This window comes from Streptomyces sp. GD-15H (assembly GCF_045291515.1).
Classification (GTDB): domain Bacteria; phylum Actinomycetota; class Actinomycetes; order Streptomycetales; family Streptomycetaceae; genus Streptomyces.
Window position 1 is genome coordinate 3,233,272 of sequence record NZ_CP149447.1, and the last position, 18,807, is coordinate 3,252,078.

16 protein-coding genes and 1 pseudogene are annotated in these 18,807 nt (G+C 71.5%); 4 read left to right on the forward strand and 13 right to left on the reverse strand.

Annotation, left to right across the window (positions count from 1 at the left end; genetic code table 11):
* The first annotated feature begins 28 nt into the window (after positions 1 to 28).
* The 3 genes and pseudogenes from WJ438_RS14900 (at position 29) to WJ438_RS14910 (ending at position 3,975) form a co-directional block, all read left to right on the forward strand.
* Positions 29 to 863 (forward strand): annotated as a pseudogene (locus WJ438_RS14900) (hypothetical protein).
* 27 nt (positions 864 to 890) lie between these two features.
* Positions 891 to 2,870, forward strand: a complete 1,980-nt coding sequence (locus WJ438_RS14905; RefSeq protein ID WP_406725673.1) for a fumarate reductase/succinate dehydrogenase flavoprotein subunit — start codon at positions 891 to 893, stop codon at positions 2,868 to 2,870.
* Between the two features lie 328 nt (positions 2,871 to 3,198).
* Positions 3,199 to 3,975, forward strand: coding sequence for a succinate dehydrogenase/fumarate reductase iron-sulfur subunit (locus WJ438_RS14910; protein ID WP_406725674.1), 777 nt, complete (start codon positions 3,199 to 3,201; stop codon positions 3,973 to 3,975).
* Positions 3,976 to 4,051: 76 nt separating this feature from the next.
* Here the strand turns inward: WJ438_RS14910 and WJ438_RS14915 are convergent, their stop codons facing one another.
* The 7 genes from WJ438_RS14915 to WJ438_RS14945 all read right to left on the reverse strand — a co-directional run bounded on the left by WJ438_RS14915 (position 4,052) and on the right by WJ438_RS14945 (position 11,919).
* Complete coding sequence (locus tag WJ438_RS14915) at positions 4,052 to 5,176, reverse strand: hypothetical protein (RefSeq protein WP_406725675.1); 1,125 nt, start codon at positions 5,174 to 5,176, stop codon at positions 4,052 to 4,054.
* Positions 5,177 to 5,263: 87 nt separating this feature from the next.
* On the reverse strand, positions 5,264 to 5,821 hold the full coding sequence (locus WJ438_RS14920; RefSeq protein ID WP_406725676.1) for a GNAT family N-acetyltransferase: 558 nt from the start codon (positions 5,819 to 5,821) through the stop codon (positions 5,264 to 5,266).
* Positions 5,822 to 5,866: 45 nt separating this feature from the next.
* Positions 5,867 to 8,629, reverse strand: a complete 2,763-nt coding sequence (locus WJ438_RS14925; protein ID WP_406725677.1) for a SpoIIE family protein phosphatase — start codon at positions 8,627 to 8,629, stop codon at positions 5,867 to 5,869.
* A gap of 291 nt (positions 8,630 to 8,920) precedes the next feature.
* Complete coding sequence (locus WJ438_RS14930; RefSeq protein ID WP_406729695.1) at positions 8,921 to 9,328, reverse strand: ATP-binding protein; 408 nt, start codon at positions 9,326 to 9,328, stop codon at positions 8,921 to 8,923.
* Positions 9,329 to 9,458: 130 nt separating this feature from the next.
* The gene (locus WJ438_RS14935; protein ID WP_406725678.1) at positions 9,459 to 9,881 is read right to left on the reverse strand and encodes a hypothetical protein; all 423 of its coding nucleotides are present in this window, start codon (positions 9,879 to 9,881) and stop codon (positions 9,459 to 9,461) included.
* Positions 9,818 to 11,509 (reverse strand): multicopper oxidase domain-containing protein, encoded by a 1,692-nt coding sequence (locus tag WJ438_RS14940; protein ID WP_406725679.1) that lies wholly within the window; start codon positions 11,507 to 11,509, stop codon positions 9,818 to 9,820. The genes WJ438_RS14935 and WJ438_RS14940 overlap by 64 nt, the downstream gene beginning before the upstream one ends.
* A gap of 107 nt (positions 11,510 to 11,616) precedes the next feature.
* The gene (locus WJ438_RS14945) at positions 11,617 to 11,919 is read right to left on the reverse strand and encodes a hypothetical protein (RefSeq protein WP_406725680.1); all 303 of its coding nucleotides are present in this window, start codon (positions 11,917 to 11,919) and stop codon (positions 11,617 to 11,619) included.
* A 12-nt stretch (positions 11,920 to 11,931) separates the two neighbouring features.
* Here WJ438_RS14945 and WJ438_RS14950 point away from each other — a divergent pair, with 12 nt between their 5' ends.
* Entirely contained in the window at positions 11,932 to 12,153 is a 222-nt protein-coding gene (locus WJ438_RS14950; protein WP_406725681.1) for a DUF2249 domain-containing protein, read from the forward strand.
* An 87-nt stretch (positions 12,154 to 12,240) separates the two neighbouring features.
* Here WJ438_RS14950 and WJ438_RS14955 read toward each other — a convergent pair whose 3' ends face one another.
* The 6 genes from WJ438_RS14955 to WJ438_RS14980 all read right to left on the reverse strand — a co-directional run bounded on the left by WJ438_RS14955 (position 12,241) and on the right by WJ438_RS14980 (position 18,762).
* Positions 12,241 to 12,654 (reverse strand): NUDIX domain-containing protein, encoded by a 414-nt coding sequence (locus WJ438_RS14955; RefSeq protein WP_406725682.1) that lies wholly within the window; start codon positions 12,652 to 12,654, stop codon positions 12,241 to 12,243.
* 65 nt (positions 12,655 to 12,719) lie between these two features.
* The gene (locus tag WJ438_RS14960; protein WP_406725683.1) at positions 12,720 to 12,908 is read right to left on the reverse strand and encodes an SPOR domain-containing protein; all 189 of its coding nucleotides are present in this window, start codon (positions 12,906 to 12,908) and stop codon (positions 12,720 to 12,722) included.
* 400 nt (positions 12,909 to 13,308) lie between these two features.
* Complete coding sequence (locus WJ438_RS14965) at positions 13,309 to 14,061, reverse strand: GntR family transcriptional regulator (protein WP_406725684.1); 753 nt, start codon at positions 14,059 to 14,061, stop codon at positions 13,309 to 13,311.
* A gap of 147 nt (positions 14,062 to 14,208) precedes the next feature.
* Positions 14,209 to 15,471 carry a DUF4190 domain-containing protein gene (locus WJ438_RS14970; protein ID WP_406725685.1) on the reverse strand — a complete coding sequence of 421 codons (1,263 nt, stop codon included), beginning with the start codon at positions 15,469 to 15,471 and terminating at the stop codon, positions 14,209 to 14,211.
* A 287-nt stretch (positions 15,472 to 15,758) separates the two neighbouring features.
* Entirely contained in the window at positions 15,759 to 17,339 is a 1,581-nt protein-coding gene (locus WJ438_RS14975; RefSeq protein WP_406725686.1) for a S8 family peptidase, read from the reverse strand.
* Between the two features lie 532 nt (positions 17,340 to 17,871).
* Positions 17,872 to 18,762 carry an SDR family oxidoreductase gene (locus WJ438_RS14980; protein ID WP_406725687.1) on the reverse strand — a complete coding sequence of 297 codons (891 nt, stop codon included), beginning with the start codon at positions 18,760 to 18,762 and terminating at the stop codon, positions 17,872 to 17,874.
* Positions 18,763 to 18,807 lie beyond the last annotated feature (45 nt).

The window sequence follows — 18,807 nt, forward strand, 5'->3', positions numbered from 1 at the left end:
GACCCCTGACCCCTACCGGAGCGGACAAGTGGCCACTGGTACGGAACCTCCCGCCACCGAACCCCACCCCCGACGTACCGGTGTGCGAACCGGTACCCGCGCCGCGATCGCCGCTCCGCATCTGCGGACCGACCGCTGGTGGTCGGCCCCGGCCGCCACCGCGGCCGGTCTGCTCGCCTTCGTCGTCTACTCGACCTGGCGGGCCTTCGCGAACGCCGACTACTACGCGGCGCCGTACGTCTCGCCGTTCTACTCCCCGTGCCTCGCGGAGAACTGCGAGCCGATGCGCGCCGGACCCAACTGGGAGCTGTTCGGAAGCTGGTGGGGCCTCTCACCGGCGATCATCATCCTGATCTTCCCGCTCGGCTTCCGCGTGACCTGCTACTACTACCGCAAGGCCTACTACCGGGGTTTCTGGGCCTCCCGCCGGCCTGCGCGGTGGCCGAGCCGCACAAGAGGTACTCCGGGGAGACCCGCTTCCCGCTGATCCTGCAGAACATCCACCGGTACTTCTTCTACGCGGCGCTCCTGGTCGCCGGGGTGCTGACCTACGACACCGTGCTCGCCTTCCGCGACGAGCAGTACGCGTGGGGCCACATGGGGCTCGGCACCCTCGTCTTCCTGGTCAACATCGCGCTGATCTGGGCGTACACCCTCTCCTGTCACTCCTGCCGGCACATCGTCGGCGGAAAGCTCAAGCACTTCTCCAGGCACCCCGTGCGCTACCGGATGTGGCAGTGGGTGGCCGGCTGAACGCCCGGCACATGCAGCTCGCCTGGGCGTCGCTGGTGAGCGTGGCGCTCGCCGACTTCTACGTCTATCTCGTCGCGTCCGGCGCCTTCGACGATCCGCGATTCTTCTGATGAGTCTGATGAGTGGGGCCTTTTGAGATGACCGTGGTCGACCGGCAGGAATGGGACGTCGTCGTGGTCGGTGCGGGCGGCGCCGGGCTGCGCGCCGCCATCGAGGCACGCGAGCGGGGGGCGCGTACGGCAGTGATCTGCAAGTCGCTGTTCGGCAAGGCGCACACCGTGATGGCCGAGGGCGGCATCGCCGCCGCCATGGCCAACGCCAACGAGCACGACAACTGGCAGGTCCACTTCCGCGACACCATGCGCGGCGGGAAGTTCCTCAACCAGTGGCGGATGGCCGAGCTGCACGCCCAGGAGGCGCCGCAGCGGGTGTGGGAGCTGGAGACCTGGGGCGCGCTGTTCGACCGGACGAAGGACGGCCGGATCTCGCAGCGCAACTTCGGCGGCCACGAGTACCCCCGTCTCGCGCACGTCGGCGACCGCACCGGCCTGGAGCTGATCCGCACCCTCCAGCAGAAGATCGTCGCGCTCCAGCAGGAGGACTTCCGGGAGACCGGGGACTACGAGTCCCGGCTGAAGGTCTTCCAGGAGTGCACGGTCACCCGCGTGCTCAAGACCGCGCCCGACAGCGGCTCCGCCACGGAGGCCCATGTCTCCGGCGTCTTCGGCTACGCGCGGGAGTCCGGCCGCTTCTTCGTGCTGGAGGCGCCCGCCGTGGTCATCGCGACGGGCGGCATCGGCAAGTCGTTCAAGGTGACGTCGAACTCGTGGGAGTACACCGGGGACGGCCACGCGCTGGCGCTGCTGGCCGGGGCCCCACTGGTCCACATGGAGTTCGTGCAGTTCCACCCGACGGGGATGGTCTGGCCGCCGTCGGTGAAGGGCATCCTCGTCACCGAGTCGGTGCGTGGCGACGGCGGGGTGCTGCGCAACTCCGACGGCAAGCGGTTCATGTTCGACTACGTGCCGGACGTCTTCAAGGAGAAGTACGCCGAGTCCGAGGAGGAGGGCGACCGCTGGTACGACGACCCGGACCACAACCGGCGTCCCCCCGAGCTGCTCCCCCGCGACGAGGTCGCCCGCACGATCAACGCCGAGGTGAAGGCGGGCCGCGGCTCCCCGCACGGCGGGGTCTTCCTGGACGTGTCCACCCGGATGCCCGCCGACGTCATCAAGCGCCGGCTGCCGTCGATGTACCACCAGTTCAAGGAGCTGGCGGACGTCGACATCACGGCGGAGGCGATGGAGGTCGGGCCGACCTGCCACTACGTGATGGGCGGCATCGCCGTCGACTCCGACACGACGGCGGCGCGCGGGGTGCCGGGGCTGTTCGCGGCCGGTGAGGTGGCCGGCGGGATGCACGGCTCCAACCGGCTGGGCGGGAACTCCCTGTCCGACCTGCTGGTGTTCGGGCGCCGGGCCGGCTGGCACGCGGCCGAACACGCGGGGGCGTACGCCGCCGGGCGGGGCGCGGAACGGCCCCGGGTGGACGACGCCCAGGTCGACGCGGCCGCCGCGGAGGCCCTGCGGCCCTTCTCCGCCGAGGCCGAGGAACCGGCCGAGGGCCCGGCGCCTGCTCCGGAGAATCCGTACACCCTGCACCAGGAACTCCAGCAGACGATGCACGACCTGGTCGGCATCATCCGCCGTGAGCACGAGATGGAGGAGGCCCTGCGGAAGCTGGCCGAGCTGCGGGTACGGGCACGCCGGGCCGGGGTCGAGGGGCACCGGCAGTTCAACCCTGGCTGGCACCTCGCCCTGGACCTGCGGAACATGCTGCTGGTCAGCGAGTGTGTGGCACGGGCCGCGCGGGAGCGCACCGAGTCGCGCGGCGGGCACACCCGCGAGGACCACTCCGAGATGGAACGCGCCTGGCGCAACGTCAATCTGCTGTGCGCGATGGCCGATCCCACCGGCGGCCTCGCGGCCACCGCCCCGGAGCGCGGCCAGATCACCCTCACCCGTGAGACCACCGAACCCATCCGCCCCGACCTGCTCGCCCTCTTCGAGAAGGAGGAGCTGGTCAAGTACCTCACCGAAGAGGAGCTGTACGATTGAACCCTCCCCCAGCCACAGCAGGGGGATTCCTGGCTCAGGAAACCCCACAGGTCAGCGACCTGCGAGGTCCTACTCCCTCCACGCCGGCCGGGACGGAACCTGCCCGGTTCGTTCGAGCAAGGCCCGGGTGTGCCGTCCCGGTTCCCGTTCGACACGGTGTGCGCGCTTGGTCCTCGCCACGCACGGCAGGCACTTCACCCGATCGCGTCTTTCGCCCTGGGGGCGAAACCTCGTTCTTGCCCTGCTGCGCAGGAGTTCGATTCTCCCCGTACTCGGGTGGTACCCCCACCCCGGCGCTGAAGGCCGGGGCATCCCCCAAGGAGATCAGGTGAGCAGCTACGAGGCCCGCTTCAAGGTGTGGCGGGGGGACGTGCGGGGCGGCGGCCTGGAGGACTTCGAGGTCGAGGTGAACGACGGCGAGGTGGTCCTCGACATCATCCACCGGCTCCAGGCCACCCAGGCCCCCGACCTGGCCGTGCGCTGGAACTGCAAGGCCGGTAAGTGCGGCTCGTGCTCGGCGGAGATCAACGGCCGTCCACGCCTGCTCTGCATGACCCGGATGTCGGTGTTCGACCGGGACGAGACGATCACGGTGACCCCGCTGCGGGCCTTCCCGGTGATCCGCGACCTGGTGACGGATGTCGGCTTCAACTACACGAAGGCGCGCCAGGTGCCGGCCTTCGTACCGCCGGAGGGGCTCGGGCCCGGCGAGTACCGGATGATGCAGGAGGACGTGGACCGCCCGCAGGAGTTCCGCAAGTGCATCGAGTGCTTCCTGTGCCAGGACGTCTGTCATGTGGTCCGCGACCACGAGGAGAACAAGCGGGCGTTCGCGGGGCCGCGGTTCCTGATGCGGGTGGCGGAGCTGGACATGCACCCGCTGGACGCCGCCGAGGAGACCGGCCTGGACCGCAAACGCGCGGCCCAGGACGAGCACGGGCTCGGCTACTGCAACATCACCAAGTGCTGCACGGAGGTGTGCCCCGAGGGCATCCGGATCACGGACAACGCGCTGATCCCGCTGAAGGAACGGGCGGTCGACCGCAAGTACGACCCGCTCGTCTGGCTCGGGAACAAGATCCGTCGGCGGTCGTCGCCGTCCTGAGCCCTCGGCACGCCCTCCGTCCCGACCCGAACGCCGTCCCTCCTCGAGGAGGAACTCCCGGGCCGACCGTGCGCCGTCATGGCCTGTCCACCCAGTCTTCCCGGTACGCCGTCCAGTCCGCCTCCGTCGCCGCGAAGTCCACGTAGAGGGCGACGCCGAAACGGGCGCGGTCGGCGTCGGTGCGGGACAGCCCGAGCCGGACGCCGCGGACGGCGGCGGGGACGGTCTCGGCGTGGGCCCAGTGGCCGAACCGGTTCTCCTTGAAGAAGGGCAGGCCCATGAGGAGGTCGGTGCCGGGCGGGGTGACCTCCAGGGCGAGCGCGGTCTGCTGGGCGACGTAGCCGCCGTAGGTGCCCTCCAGCGGCTGCATGGTGTCGTACGACATGACGGCGATCTGGTCGACCCGGCGCGCGACCTGTCCGAAGAACTCCTGCGACCACCACTTGGGGTGGCCGGTGACCGCGCCCCAGGAGGAGTGGAAGCCGGGGAGCGGATCGATCTGGTGGGCGGCGACGGACAGCGGCACGTTCCTCGAGTCGGTCTCCCGGTGCAGGGCGTCGAGGAGCTCGAGGTAGTCGCCGTCGCCGGAGTGCAGGGGTTCGAGGTCGAAGTGGACGCCGTCGTAGCCGGTGTCCAGGATCTCCCGGGTGGAGCGGAGGATCGCGGCGCGGGACTCGGCCCGCTCCAGGTGCAGCGCCTCGGGGTGCTCGGGCGCGAGGATGTCACCGAGCCAGGCCTGGACCCGGACGCCGGGTATTTCCCGGTGCACCGACTCGATCAGCCAACGGGCCCGAGGATAGCGGGACTTCGGCAGGCTTCCGTCGTGCTCCAGGGGCCCCGAGTGGACGTAGAGGTCGCGTATCCCGGTGCCTTCGAGACGGCGGGCGAGGGCGGTGACGTCGGCGTCCTTCTTCCGCCCGTCGACCCAGGCGTGCCCGAGCCAGAGGGCGTCGCGGTCCCGGGTGTGCGTCCCGTCGGCGGGGTCACCGGTGAAGTTGATCCGCAGCGCCGTCCCGGCGACCAGCAGCGGCACCAGTACGACGAGCACGACCGCGAGCGCGGCCCAGGTGAGCCGGCGCTTCCAGCTCCGGGGCTGCTTACCCGGCCGGTCGCGGGTGGTCTCCGCGCCGGCGGATCCGGGGTCGTCCGGCTCCGCGGGCCCAGTGGGTTCCGCGGGTTCCGTGGGTTCCGTACGTGGCATCGCGCGTCCCCTCCGCCGCCGGTCCGTCCGGGCCGCGCGGCTGATCTTGCGGAGGAGGACGACGACGGGGGGCCCGCGGTTGCGGTTTCATGCAGCGGTGGGCGCGTGCCGTTCGTGCACGTGCCCGTCCAGAGGGAAGGCGGGTGGTGTGGCCGGGAGGATGCCGGTCAGTGCGAAACCGGCCTTCTCGGCGACGCGGCAGGACGCCACGTTGTCGACTTGGTGCAGCAACTCCAGGCGGGTCAGACCCTCGCGGGCGAAAGCCGTGAACGCCCAGTCGGTCAGCGCCGTCAGAGCACACGGGGCCACTCCGCGGCCGCGCGCGTGGGCAGCGGTCCAGTAACCCACCTCGGCGGAAGCCGATTCCCCGGCCGCGTACTTGAGAACGGCGTTGCCGACGAGCCGCGGCGCGGAGCCGGGAACTCGCGTCTCCTCCACGGCGAACGCGAGCCGGTCCCCCGTCTCCCAGCCCCGCTGTTGCGCCGCCACCCAGCGGGCCGCGCTCGCCTCGTCGTGCACGGCGGCGTCCGCCCAGCGGCGCAGCGCCCCGTCCCGGTACAGCTCGGCCAGGTCCGCCGAGTCCTCCGGACTCCAGGGCCGCAGGGTGAGGGTGCCGGTCGCCAGGTGTATCGGGGTCGGGTGCACGTGACGAGAGTAGGCGAGCGGTGGGTCGGGCACGGGCACCTGGGGTCAGAACAGGCTCAGTAGGGCTTCGGCCGGGTCGGTGAGGGGGGTTTCGCCGCCGGGGAGGGGGAGTTCGAACCAGACGGTCTTGCCGCGGGGGGTGCGGCGGGAGCCCCAGGCCGCGCTGAGCAGGCCGACGAGCTGGAGGCCGCGGCCGCCCTCGTCGGTGTCGCGGGCGCGGCGGCGGCGCGGCTGGACCAGGCCGGAGTCCCAGACCTCGCAGACCAGGGTGCGGTCGAGCAGGAGCCGGAGCCTGATCTCACCCTCGCCGTACCGCAGGGCGTTGGTGACCAGCTCGCTGACCAGGAGTTCCGTGGTGTCGACGAGGGGTTCCAGGTCCCAGCCGAGCAGTTGCGCGCGGGCGTGCTCGCGGGCGCGGCCCACGCTGCGGGGTTCGCGCGGCAGCGTCCAGTCGCCGACGGAATCGGCGGGCAGCCCCTGGACCCGGGCCATCAGCAGCGCGATGTCGTCCTCGCCGTGGTGGGTGTCGAGGGTGTTGAGGACGTGGTCGCAGACGTCCTCCAGGTTCGGGTAGGTGTCGGCGCGCGGCGCCGTCGTCGTTGAGGAATGGTGGCCGGGTGACGGGTTGGGCGGGTCGGTGAGGGCGCCCACGAAGGCCCGGAGGCCCTCGTCGAGGGGATGGTCGCGGCTCTCGACCAACCCGTCCGTGTAGAGCGCGAGCAGGGCGCCCTCGGGCAGCTCGACCTCGACCTCCTCGAAGGGTTCCCCGCCGACGCCGAGCGGCATGCCCGGCGGCACGTCCAGCATCAGCGCGGCCTCCCCCGGCTCGACCAGGACCGGCGGCAGATGACCCGCGTTGGCGAAGGTGCACCGCCTGGTCACCGAGTCGTACACGGCGTAGACGCAGGTCGCCAGGTAGACCTCGGAGAGGTCGGCCTCCCGGGGGCGGCGGGCGGCCCGGGTCGCCTGCTGGACGCCTCCGGGGGCGCCGAGTCCCCGGGCGATCTCGTCCAACTGGGAGAGCACCTCGGCGGGTTCGAGGTCGAGCTGGGCCAGGGTGCGGACGGCGCTGCGCAGTTCACCCATGGCCACCGCGGCACGCAGCCCCCGCCCCATCACGTCCCCGACGACCAACGCGGTGCGGTGGCCGGGCAGTTCGATGACGTCGAACCAGTCGCCGCCGACCTCACTGGGCCGGCCGGTCGCCGCGCTGCCGGGCAGGTAGCGGCAGGCGATGTCGAGGCCGGAAGCCTCCGGGTCGCCGGGCGGCAGCAGGGACCGCTGCAGCAGCAGGGCGCGTTCGTGCTCGCGCCGGTAGAGGCGGGCGTTGTCGATACAGACGGCGGCGCGCGCGGCCAGCTCCACGGCGAGGTCGCGATCGCGGTCCCCGAACGGCTCGCTGCCCTTGGTACGGGCGAACTGGGCGAGCCCGACCACGATGTCGTGGGCGACCATCGGCACGGCGAGCGTGGTCCGCACCAGCCCGCCCTCCTCGCCCGGCACCAACCGCGGACGGGCGGTGCGCAGGGCGTCCGCGCACGGCGAGCTGAACGCGTAGTTGTGGACGGCACCCAGCTTCACGGGCTCGCCGGTGACGCTGAACGGCGCTTCGGAGACGGCACTGGCGAAGGCGACGCGGCGCACGTCCGCACTGCCGTCGGCCAGGCCCGGCGGAGTCTCGTCACCGGCCAGCAGCCCCTGGTAGAGGTCGACGGTGGCCAGGTCGCAGAAGCCGGGGACGGCGACGTCCAGGAGTTCGCGGGCCGTGGTCTCCAGGTCGAGGGAATTGCCGATCCGGGCGCCGGCCTCGTTGAGCAGGGCGAGGTTGCGCCGTGCGGCGGCGGCCTCGCGGGCGGCGGCGCGGCGGGCGGTGATATCGATTCCCAGCCACGCGATGCCGATGGGACGGCCGCTGCCGCTGTGCACGCGGTAGAGGTTGACCGACCAGTGGCGGCGCCCCTCGGAGTCCGGGACGAAGCCGGTGACGTGCATGTCCGTGATGGACTCGCCGGTCTCCAGCACCCTGCGCATGGTCGCGGCCACCCGCTCGGCCTCAGCGCGCGGCAGGTAGTCGTGGACGCCCTTGCCCCGGTGGTCGTCGGGCGTGCCGCCGAAGATGGACGCGAACCGCTGGTTGGCGCGGCGCACCCGCAGGTCGGGGTCGATCAGCAGGAAGCCGAAGGGAGATTGGCCGAATATGGCCTGCGAGGCGGCGAGATCGGTCTCGATGCTGCGCAGGGTGCGCACGTCGACGACGATGCAGACGGCGGCCTTCTCGCCGTCCTCGGTGCGCGTCGGCATGACGTAGACCTCGGCGAGTCCCTCCCGGCCGGGCTCGTCGTCGTCCGCGGTGTCGGGGATCCGGAAGGGCACGACCCCGGTCCACTCCCGGCCGTCGAGGATCTCGGCCATCTTGCGCTGGCCCCGCTCGCGCCGGTCCGGGTCGATGAACGCCGCGATGGGGTCCATCCCGACGGCCCGCTGCGCCGGAATACCGAAGATCTTTTCGGCGCGCAGGCTCCACTGGTCGACCAGTCCGTCGGGGCCGATGGAGAAGGACGCGACCTTTATGTAGTCGTACATGGAGCCGGGAGGGCTGCTCTGCCACATCCCGTGGACGGCCGGGGCATCGGTGGAGCGGGGGACGGCGGAAGAGGCGCCGGTGACAGAGGCGCCGAGGGGAGAAACGCCGACGGACGAGGCGTCGCCGGACGAGGCGTCGCCGGAGGTGAGGCCGTCAGCGGCCTCACCTTTTGCGCCGTCCGACGGGTCCTTGGACTCCGTGGCCTTCGCTGGTATCTCGCTCACGCGAACCGTCCCCTCCAGCTCACCGCGTCCGGCACCGGTCGCCGGGGGCGGCTGCCCGCAGTATCCAGCACTACGGCGCCGCGCAACACGGTGTTCACGATCACAGCACGGTCCCGACGCTTTTCGGTCCGTACTGTGAGAACACTCCCAGTCTTCTAACCAGCGGACACACCATCGAACCCCCTTCTCCGACAACCGTCAGGGGCCTGAACCGGCCGCTCGACAGGAGCGGCTCGTGCGTACACGTGCGGCGCGCGGCACGGCGCCTCGTTTCAGCCGGGCGCGAACGCCTCATTTCGGCACCGTGAGTTCGAACCATACGGTCTTGCCGGCATCGCCCGGCCGGGTGCCCCAGCGGCGGGCGGTGCAGGCGACGAGCTGCAGCCCGCGTCCGCCCTCGTCCTCGGGCCGGGCGACGCGCTCGTGCGGGAGGTCCGGCAGCGGGTCGGAGACCTCGACCCGCAGGACGCCGTCCGGGCCGGAGGGACGCGACAGGCAGACGCCGATGGGGCCGGTGGCGTGCCGCAGGGCATTCGTGACCAGCTCACTGACCAGCAGGGCCGCCAGGTCGCCGACGCCGTCGATACCCCATCCCTGCAACTGTGCGCGGACCGTGGAGCGCGCGGTGCCCACGGCACCCGGGTCCGCGGGGAAGGTCCACGTGACACGGTCGCCTTCGGTGTCGATCACGCGGACCACTTCCGTCACTCCGGGGCTGACGACAAGTTCCCCATATCAGGTTTCATGGGACCAATAGGCCCATACCCGGTATTCCGGTCCGAGTACCGTGCGTACGGGCATCGGGCCGTCAGCTCATCAGGCCGTCAGTTCATCGGTCCGTCACCTCGAAGGCGCCGCGCGCCCCGCGCTCGGCGTCGCTCATGAGGTGCGAGACGAACGGATAGGTACCCGCTTCGGGGAAGGTGAGTTCGACGAAACCTCCCGAGCCCGGGGCCAGGGAGAGGATCTGTGAGCCGCCGTCGCCGGGATCGTCCGGGCGGAGCCGGTAGGCGCCCTCCTGGTACACCGTGTCGAACTGGCCGCCGACCACATGGAACGCGCTCGACCGGTTCGGCCGGGCGTCGAGCACCCACATCCGTACCCGCTCGCCGGTGCGCGCGGTCAGCCGGTCGCGGGCGTACTGGTTGGCGTATCCGTTGAAGACGACGGCGTCGGGCCGCTGGGCCGTCAGCTTGTCCGGGTCGGCGGTCCCACCCTGCGTGCCGAGAGAGAGCTCCGACTGGACGAGCACGTACTCCCGGTCGACCTCCGGCAGGTCGGGCGGATCGACGACGACGGCCCGAACATGCCGTTGGCGATGTGCGGCGACATGGGCATCGTGGCGCAGTGGTACATCCACACACCGCTGCGGGTGGCGGTGAACCGGTACGTCAGTGCCTCGCCGGGCGAAATCGTGCGCATCGGCCGGTCCGGCGCCAGGGCTCCGGCGTGGAAGTCGACGGAGTGGCCGATCGTTCCGCTGTTGACGAGCTCGATCTCGAAGACGTCGCCGACCCGTCCGCGGAGCACGGGCCCGGGAGCGGTCCCGTTGAACGTCCACAGCCTCTGCTTGACGCCCGGGGCGACCTCTCGTACGACGTCCCGCACGGCCAGGGTCTTGCGGTGCACCCGGGGAGCAGTGTCGTCGCGCGCGGGCGGCAACTGCGCGTCGTGGCCGGTGAATCGGGCGGGCGGTTCGGCCATGGGGTCAAAGGCCTCCTCGGCGGAGTCCCGCGTCGCTTCCTCGTTGCCGCTGTCGTCACCGCTGTCGTCGGTGGCCGGGGTGTGGCCCTCGTGGCCCGCCGTGACCGCCGTGCCCTGCTCGGGAGAACCGGTGGCCTCGACGGTGAGCGCCATGCCCGTCTGCCGGTGGCCCACCACGGAGCACCACCCGTCCAGGTCCCGTCCGACGACGCCCGCGTCGAGCATGCCCCACTTCCCCGGGGCCAGCCGGGCGGTGCGGGCGCCGGTCTCCAGGACCAGGTCGTGCGTGTCGGTTCCGAGAATGTGCACCTTGATCACGAGCCGGTCGCCCGCGGGCACCTCGACGGTGCCCGGCGTGGACCGCATGCCGCGGACGGTGACCGTCACCGTGGTGGTCCGGCCGGTGGGCGTCACCGCCTCGCCGTCCTCGGTGGCGGCCGCGGCGGCGTCGGGAGAGCCGATCACGGGCAGGGAGCGTACGTCCACCGCACCGCCGCCGGCGACGGCCAGCACCGCCACCGCCACTCCGACGACCACACCGCCCAGCACCCGGTACGGGTGCTGCCGCGGCACGACGGGCCGGGCCGCCGTCCGGGCCGTCGCCCTCGTCCGTACGGCTGCGACCAGCAGCGTCAGGAAGGCCACCAGCACACCCAGCAGCACCGTCGAGCTGATCACGCGCACCACGCTCGGCACCGGCAGCACACACAGCAGCAACGACAGGTTGACGAGGGTCAGCCTGGCCGGGCCGCCGCGCTCCAGTGCCGCGCCGGTGGCCCGTACGGCGGTGGGCCCGCCCCCGAGCACCACGGGCACCAGGAAACTCAGCGCGCCCATGAGCACCTGCGCCATCCATCCCCCGGCCAGCGGGGCGGTCAGCGACGACGTCCGCTCCACCACCGCGGGCCATGACGGCGACGTCAGCAGGATCGCCGTGAGTGCGGCCAGCGCGCCGAGCAGCCAGACCATTCCCGCCGCCACCGACCAGGCCGCGAACGAGGACGGCCTCCGCACCCGCGCCTCGCGGATCCGGGGAAGGCCCGCGGCCACCAGCCCCGCCGCGATGGTCAGCACCAGGAAGACGACCAGCCAGGGCAGCAGTCGGGGCACGTCCAGGCCGCCCAGCCCCAGCAGTGCCGCACCGAGTGCGCACACCGCGCCTGCGGCCTGGCCCACCAGGGCGGGGCCGGGTTGGCGGCGCCAGAAGCGGACGTACAGGGCGAGCAGCAGGGCGGTGCCGAGGACGAACAGCCACTGCCCGACGCGGAGGTCCGCCGGGCCGATCAGCAGCAGGCCGCCCGCGCCCAGCGAACCGGGGAAAGGTATCCCCAGGGGCGGCCCAGCGCGACGGCCCGCTCGAGCGCGATCAGCGTTCCGACGAAGCCGAGGACCATGAGCACGCCGTGCACCTCCGGCAGCCGGTCGGCGGTGACCGGGGCGGGCAGCCCGAGCAGCAGCAGCGCGGCGTCCAGTCCGGCCAGCAGGGCAAGCCCGGCCGGCAGCAACAGCACCGCCCGGCGGGCGCCAACCCGGCGGGCGCAGAAGGCGGGCAGAAGTCCGGCGGTGGTTGCGGCTGCGGTGGCCACGACGACGCCGACGTGCCCGAACTGGACGCCCGCGCCGTCCCGCACGCCCTGCGCCACGCCACGGTCTTCGGCGCCCTCGGCGCCGTTCCCGCGGGCCGCGCCATGGTGCTGATCGCCCCGCACGACCCGCTGCCGCTGCTGGGCCAGCTCGAGCGCCGCAACCCCGGCGTCCTCGCGGTCGAGTACCTGGAGCGGGGCCCGGAGGCCTGGCGCCTGCTGTTCACCCGCAGCTGAGGGGGCGGAACGCCGTCCGGGGGCCTCACCGCGAACAGGCGGTGAGGCCCCCGGACGTGCGCGAGGGGACAGACGGAGGGGCGAGGCCTACGCGAGTTCGCCGGTGGCGGCCAGATCGTCGAAGAGCAACTGGTCCACGGGCGGCACCAGTTCCCGGTCGGCGTACGAGAACCAGGCCATCTCCTCGATCTCGCTGCTCGGCTCCGGCTCGCCCTCGCACTCGGCGGTGTAGCAGGCCATCCGCACGACCGCGCCCTCCGGAAGCCCGGTGGTACCGGCAGTCCCGGGGATCGCCGCCTCGTACGTGCCCACGTGGACGGCGGTGTCCGGGTCGAGCACGACCGCGAGCTCTTCCTCGATCTCGCGCAGCAACGTCTCGACGTCGCTCTCCGCCCCCTCGCGCTTGCCGCCGGGGATGTAGAAGACATCCTTTCCGCGCGGGCGCGCGCACAGGATGCGGCCCTTCTCGATCCGCACCCAGGCCACCGTGTCGATCAGCACCGAGACCGTCCCGTTTCCGCTCGTCCGAACTCCAGTCGAACGGGACCCTACCGGGACACGCGAGGTCAGTCGGCGGCCGTCGCGTTCTGCCCGATGCGCTCGACCCAGTACAACTGCTTGTGCCCGCGGCCGTCGAGACTGTCCGCGATCTTCTGCGCCTCGGCCCGGGTCGCGTACCGGCCCACGCGGTAGCGGTTGCCGTTGTCGTCCTGCCGCACCACGAGCCAGGGAAGCGTGGCCGTGCTGTCGCTCATCGCGCCCCTCCACTTCCCGCCCGCGATCTGCGCCGCGTCCAGCCCGGTAAGGAAACTCCGATCCGCATATGCCCGAGCCTACGCCTCACCTTTACGCAGCGAACATGGGTTTACACAAAGAGGTACGCAACCAGCCAATACGCAGGAGCGCACGGTGGCGAACGCGCCGTGCACGAGCCCGACGTATCCGGTCAGCGGCATGCCGCTCCGTCACCCCCGCTCGGGACCACCTGCGAGAACGGCCAGATTTCTACGCCGTCCGACAGACGTGCCGCCGTTCCCGCACCCGGCCGGACGCATGGATGGGGCGCAGGCGGAGCGCGGAGGGAGCGCTTCGGGCTCGGCGACGGCTCCGCGTCGGCCTCGGGACTGCCGTCCGTGATGTCCCGGAAGGGGGCGGCTACTTCACCGGGAGGTGGTACGCGACCCGGTAGCGATCAGCGGGGATCACCACGTCGGCCGTCTCGACCGGGCGGCCCGAGGCGTAGTACGTGCGCTGGATGACCAGGACGACGTGACCGGGGACGCCGCCCAGCAACACCAACTCCTCGGCGAGCCCGGGGCGGGCGCCGACCTCCTCGGTGACGTTGTCCACGATCACGTCGATGGCGCGCATGCGCTCGACCACGCCCATGCCGCCGAGCGGCCCTTCCTCGGGCAGCATCACGGGCGTCCGACCGGTCAGGGCGAGCGGTTCCCAGGAGGTGGAGAGCATCATCGGCTCGCCGGCCTCCCGGAAGAGGTACCGGGTGCGCATCGCCCGGTCGCCCGGCTCGATCTCGAGCCGCTCGGCGATGGTCTCCTGGGCATCGACCTGCGCACTGCTCGACTCCCAGGTGCCGTGCACGCTCCCGTCCGCCTGCTCCTGCCGGAACGGGGTGGCGCCACGCTCCGGACGAAACCCCGAACGGGCGACGCGCCGGGGGACGGGCCGCTCGCGGACGTAGGTCCCCGAGCCGGAGCGGCCCTCGACGAGGCCCTCCGCCATGAGCACCTTGCGCGCCTCCAGTGCGACCGTGTCGGAGACGCCGTACTCCTCGCGGATCCTCGCCTGGGAGGGGAGACGGGTGTGCGGTGGCAGCCGACCGTCGACGATCTTCTTACGGAGATCACCCGCGACGCGCAGATATGCCGGCTGTTCACCGAATGTCACTGGCCGCTCCCGTCAGGTTTTACAGATAGCGACAGGGTGGCAACCGTAGGTTGTGCCAGGCAAGTAAAGGCCAAAGAATCACTCGAAGTGATGACGCACCCTTGCCCAAGCCTTTGCCCAGGCACTTTCTCCCCGCTACCGAGGCCCTCACACCTCGATACCGCCGTCATCCGCCCCGCCACCCGCGCCCCCGGTCCCACCGTCGCCCTCACTCCCGCTCTCACCCTCGCCGAACGCCGGCGGGGTGGTGGCCAAGCCCAGAGCCTTGCGTACGGTGACCGTCTTGTGGGGGTCGATGAGCTCCCACCCCTTGTCGTAGTGCTCGTAGAAGGCGTCCACGCCGTCGGCCTCGGCGGCCTTCGCCCATTCGGCCTCAGCCTTCTCGAGCTCACCGGCGAGTTCCGTCACCGGCCGCTCGGCGTCGGCGGGCCACTCGTGCTCCCGCAGCATCCCGCTCTGCTCGGCGAGCGCTTCGGAGATCTCCCCCGCCCACTCCTGATGGCCGGGCAGGTCGTCCTCGACCAACTCCGCCTCGGGGGCCTGGTCCAGCGCCGCGTTGAGGACGTGCGTGGCCTTCAGATAGGCCACCTGATCCGCGTCGAGCATGCTCTCGTCCTGGCGCAGCGACCCGGTGAGGGTGGCGTCCGCGTCCCGGTTGCCGAACACACAGGTGATCACGCGGTCGCCGTAGCGCCAGCTCTCCCGGGACGGAGTGAGGTGGTACACGTCCACGTCGGACGGCAGGGCCCAGGCGTCCATGGCGTAGGCGTCCCGGAGGGCGTAGCACCGGTCGTCGGCGGTGTCGCCGAGGCCGTCGTCGCCCGGGAAGGCCCCTTCGGGCAGGGTGACGAGGGCGAAGACCTCCCCGTCGTGCTCCCCCGAGCAGGGCACCTGGTCGGCCTCGGTCGTCCAGCCCACCAGTCCGCCGGGCGAGTCGAAGCAGTCGCCCTCCTCCAGGACGAGGATCGTGTTGCCGCGCGCGCCCTTCTTGAAGCCCTCCCAGAAGTCGGCCGCGGCGCCGGTGGAGAGCGACAGCACCCACAGCGCCAGCCCGACGGAGGACAGCACGGACCCGGCGATCGCCATGCCCCGGCCGCGCTCCGAGCGCCGCCGGATCTGCCCCAGCGCGATCAGCCCCAGCACGAGCCCGACGGCGGGCAGGAAGCACAGCAGGCCGCACACGAGGGCGGCGATGGCGACGCCGTTGACGGCGGCCGGGGGCTGGAGCCCGTAGGGGCCGTACGGGGGGTAGGGGCCCTGAGGGCCTTGAGGCCCGTAGGGGAACTGCGGGGGCGGGTGGGCCCCTTGCGGCCGCGGAGCGGAGTACGGGCCCTGGGGGTACTGCCCCTGGGCATGCGGGCCCTGGAAGTCCTCGGGCTGAGGGGGCCCGGAGGGCGGGGGTATGGACACGGGTGCCGTGCTCCTGGTTCTGCCGTGCTGATGCGGAGAGGTGCATACGCTGGACGCGGGCCGACATACGGCTCCGCGCGCATCGTAAACGCGCGGGGGGCGGGGGCCGTCGGGGCGCCCCCCGTTCAAGCCGAACCGGGCCGGACCGAGCCAAGTCCGCGGTACGCCACACCTCTTCACACATGCGCCGTGCCTCGCCCCCGCGGCGGGCGGCCGGGTCACCGACCCGAAGCCCGACCACGGGGACGAGGCACCAGAACAGCAATGACGTCGGGTCAGGCCCTACGTCAGAACTGCAGGGCCCAGCCGTTGAGCCGGCCGGTGTCCCACCACGCGCGGTCGCTGACGCGCAGCTTCCACGTGCCGTTCGCGGTCTCCGAGGAGGCGTTGACCGTGTACGTGGTGTTGATGTTGTCCGCGCTGCCGCCGGTGCCGTACGACTTCAGCGTGTACGCCGTGCCGTCGGGGGCGACCAGTTGGACCTGGAGGTCGCCGATGTAGGTGTGGGTGATGTCCACGTCGACGGCCAGGTCGGAGGGTGCGTTGCCGGAGACACCGGAGACGGTCACCGGGGACTCGACGGTGGAGAGGTCACTGATGGTGTAGTCCGTGGTGTTCTCGAAGCGGTCACCGGTGGGCGGCGGGGTGGTGCCGCCCTCCCCCACGTTCAGCAGGCGGTTGGGTGAACCACTGCCCGGGTTGCCGACGACGCCGGTGGTGGCGGCGGCCGTCAGCGCGGAGGAGACCTGGGCGGGGGTGGCCGAGGGGTTGTCGGCCAGGTGGAGGGCGGCCGCTCCGGCGACGTGCGGGCTCGCCATGGACGTACCGGAGATGGTGCTGGTGGCGGTGTCGCTGGTGCGCCAGGCGGAGGTGATGGAGGAGCCCGGCGCGAACAGGTCGAGGATCGAGCCGTAGTTGGAGTAGCTGGCGCGGGCGTCACTGGAGGTGGTGGCGCCGACGGTGATCGCCTCGGCGACGCGGGCCGGGGACTTGGTGGAGGCGTCGGTGGACTCGTTGCCGGCCGCGACGACGAAGGTGACCCCGGAGGCGACGGCGTTGCGTACGGCCGCGTCGAGGACGCTGTCCGCGCCGCCGCCGAGGGACATGTTGGCGACGGCGGGCTTGACCGCGTTGCGGGCGACCCAGTCGATGCCGGCGACGACCTGGGCGGTGGTGCCGGAGCCGGAGTTGTTCAGTACGCGGACGCCGACGACCTTCGCCTTCTTGGCCACGCCGTAGGCGCTGCCGGCGACGGTGCCGGCGACGTGGGTGCCGTGACCGTGGCCGTCCTGGGCGGTGTTGTCGTTGTCGATGGCGTCGTAGCCGTCGGAGGCACGGCCACCGAAGTCGTTGTGCGTGATGCGGACACCGGTGTCGATGACGTAGGCGGTCACGCCCTGCCCGGCCGAGTCCGGGTAGGTGTACGAGTTGTTCAGCGGAAGGTTCCGCTGGTCGATGCGGTCCAGGCCCCAGGAGGACGGGCTGGGTTGGGTGCCGGTGATGTGGAAGGTGCGGTTCTGGACCACCGAGGCGACGGCAGGATCGGCGGCGAGACGTTTCGCCTCGGCCTCGGAGGCCTCGACCTCGTAGCCGTTGAGGGCCTTGGTGTAGGTCCGCTCGATCTCGGCGCCGTACTTCTCCGCCAGGGCGCGGCCCTTGGCGGAGCCGGCCTTCGCCTTGTCCGCCTTCAGGGTCACGATGAAGCTGTCGGCGACGGCGTTCGCCGCGCCCTCGTACTGGATGCGGCCTTCGGCAGCGGCGGGGGCCGCGCCGGCGGGGAGCGCGGAGACGAGCCCCGCCACGAGCGCCGCGCTGGTCGCGACGCCGAGGGTGGCCAGTCTTCGCCGGGGGTGACGCATCACTGCCATGTGAGGGTTCCTCCTCAGTCGGTGGTGCGTTGCTGTGGGGGGTGGTGCGGTCGACGCACGTGCTGCGCGTGTGGCACAGCGGACCCGTCATTGAGCTGATCATGTCAACTCTCAGTGACCAGCCAACTCCGTGCGTCTGTCGAAAGATTGAGGGTTCCACAGGAATCCCACAAGGGTCCTGCACGAACAAACAGGCTGGTCATGCCCATGTCATATTCTCGCCGGGCCTTCCACTGTGCTCCTCCGGCGGCGCACCGAGGCCTCGAACGCCCCTTTTCCCACCGCGCGGGAGGCCCTGCCGAACACCCTCAAGTACGCACAAAAAAGCCGCACTTCGACTGAAGTGCGGCACAGCGGACACGGGATCACCGCGGGACCTCGCCGGTCTCCGCGAACGGGTCGACCTTCCGGGCGACGGCTTCAGCGCGGGCCGTCGGGCGGGCAGCGGTTTCGTCGTACGGGCCTGCCCACCCGCGGGACGGCCGCCGTGCCGCTCCCGCGGGTGACCAGCCGTACAAGCCCCGTCATGGGGTCAGGGCAGTGGTGTACCACCCGTCGCGTTGAGGATCTCCGCGGTGATGAAGCCGGCCTGCGCCGAGGCCAGAAAGACATAGGCCGGTGCCATCTCCGCCGGCTGGGCGGGGCGGCCGAGTGGGCTCTGTTTGCCGAACTCGACGGTGTCCTCCAGCGTTGCGGGAATCAGCGGGGTCCACACGGGCCCGGGTGCCACGGCGTTCACACGGACCCCGTCGGACGCGAGCATCTGGGCCAGGCCCTGCGTGAACGTGACGATCGCCCCCTTCGTCATCGCGTAGTCGAGGAGATGGGGGGTGGGCTTGTACGCCTGGACGGACGCGGAGTTGATGATCGAGCCACCCGCCGGGATATGCGGCAGGGAGAACTTGCACAGCCAGAACATGCCATAGAGATTCGTGCGCACGACCCGGTCGAACTGCTCGGTGGAGATACTGCCGATGCCCTCCGGCTGAGCCATCTGGTAGGCGGCGTTGTTGACGAGGACGTCGATGCGCTCGAATTCCGCCACGGCCCTTTCGACCAGCGACCGGCACTGGGATTCGTCGCGGATGTCGCAGGGAACGGCCACAGCCCGACGGCCCGCCTCCTCCACGAGCCGTGTCGTCTCGCGGGCCTCGTCCTCTTCCTCGTGCAGATGGGTGAACAGGACGTCGGCGCCTTCCCGGGCGAACGCGAGGGCGACCGCCCGGCCGATACCGGAGTCGCCTCCGGTGACCACCGTCTTCCGGTCCCGCAGCAGCCCACTGCCGCGGTAGGACTCCTCGCCGTGGTCGGGCGGCGGGTCCATCGGGCCGGTCCAGCCCGGGTGCGGCTGGTCCTGCCGGGGAAAGTCCGGCTGCGGGTGCAGGCTTGTGGGATCTTGCGGTGAATCGTTTCCGTTCGCCATCGTGTCGCCTTCCTGTCCTTCCTGTCCGCTTCCCCGGAACCGTTC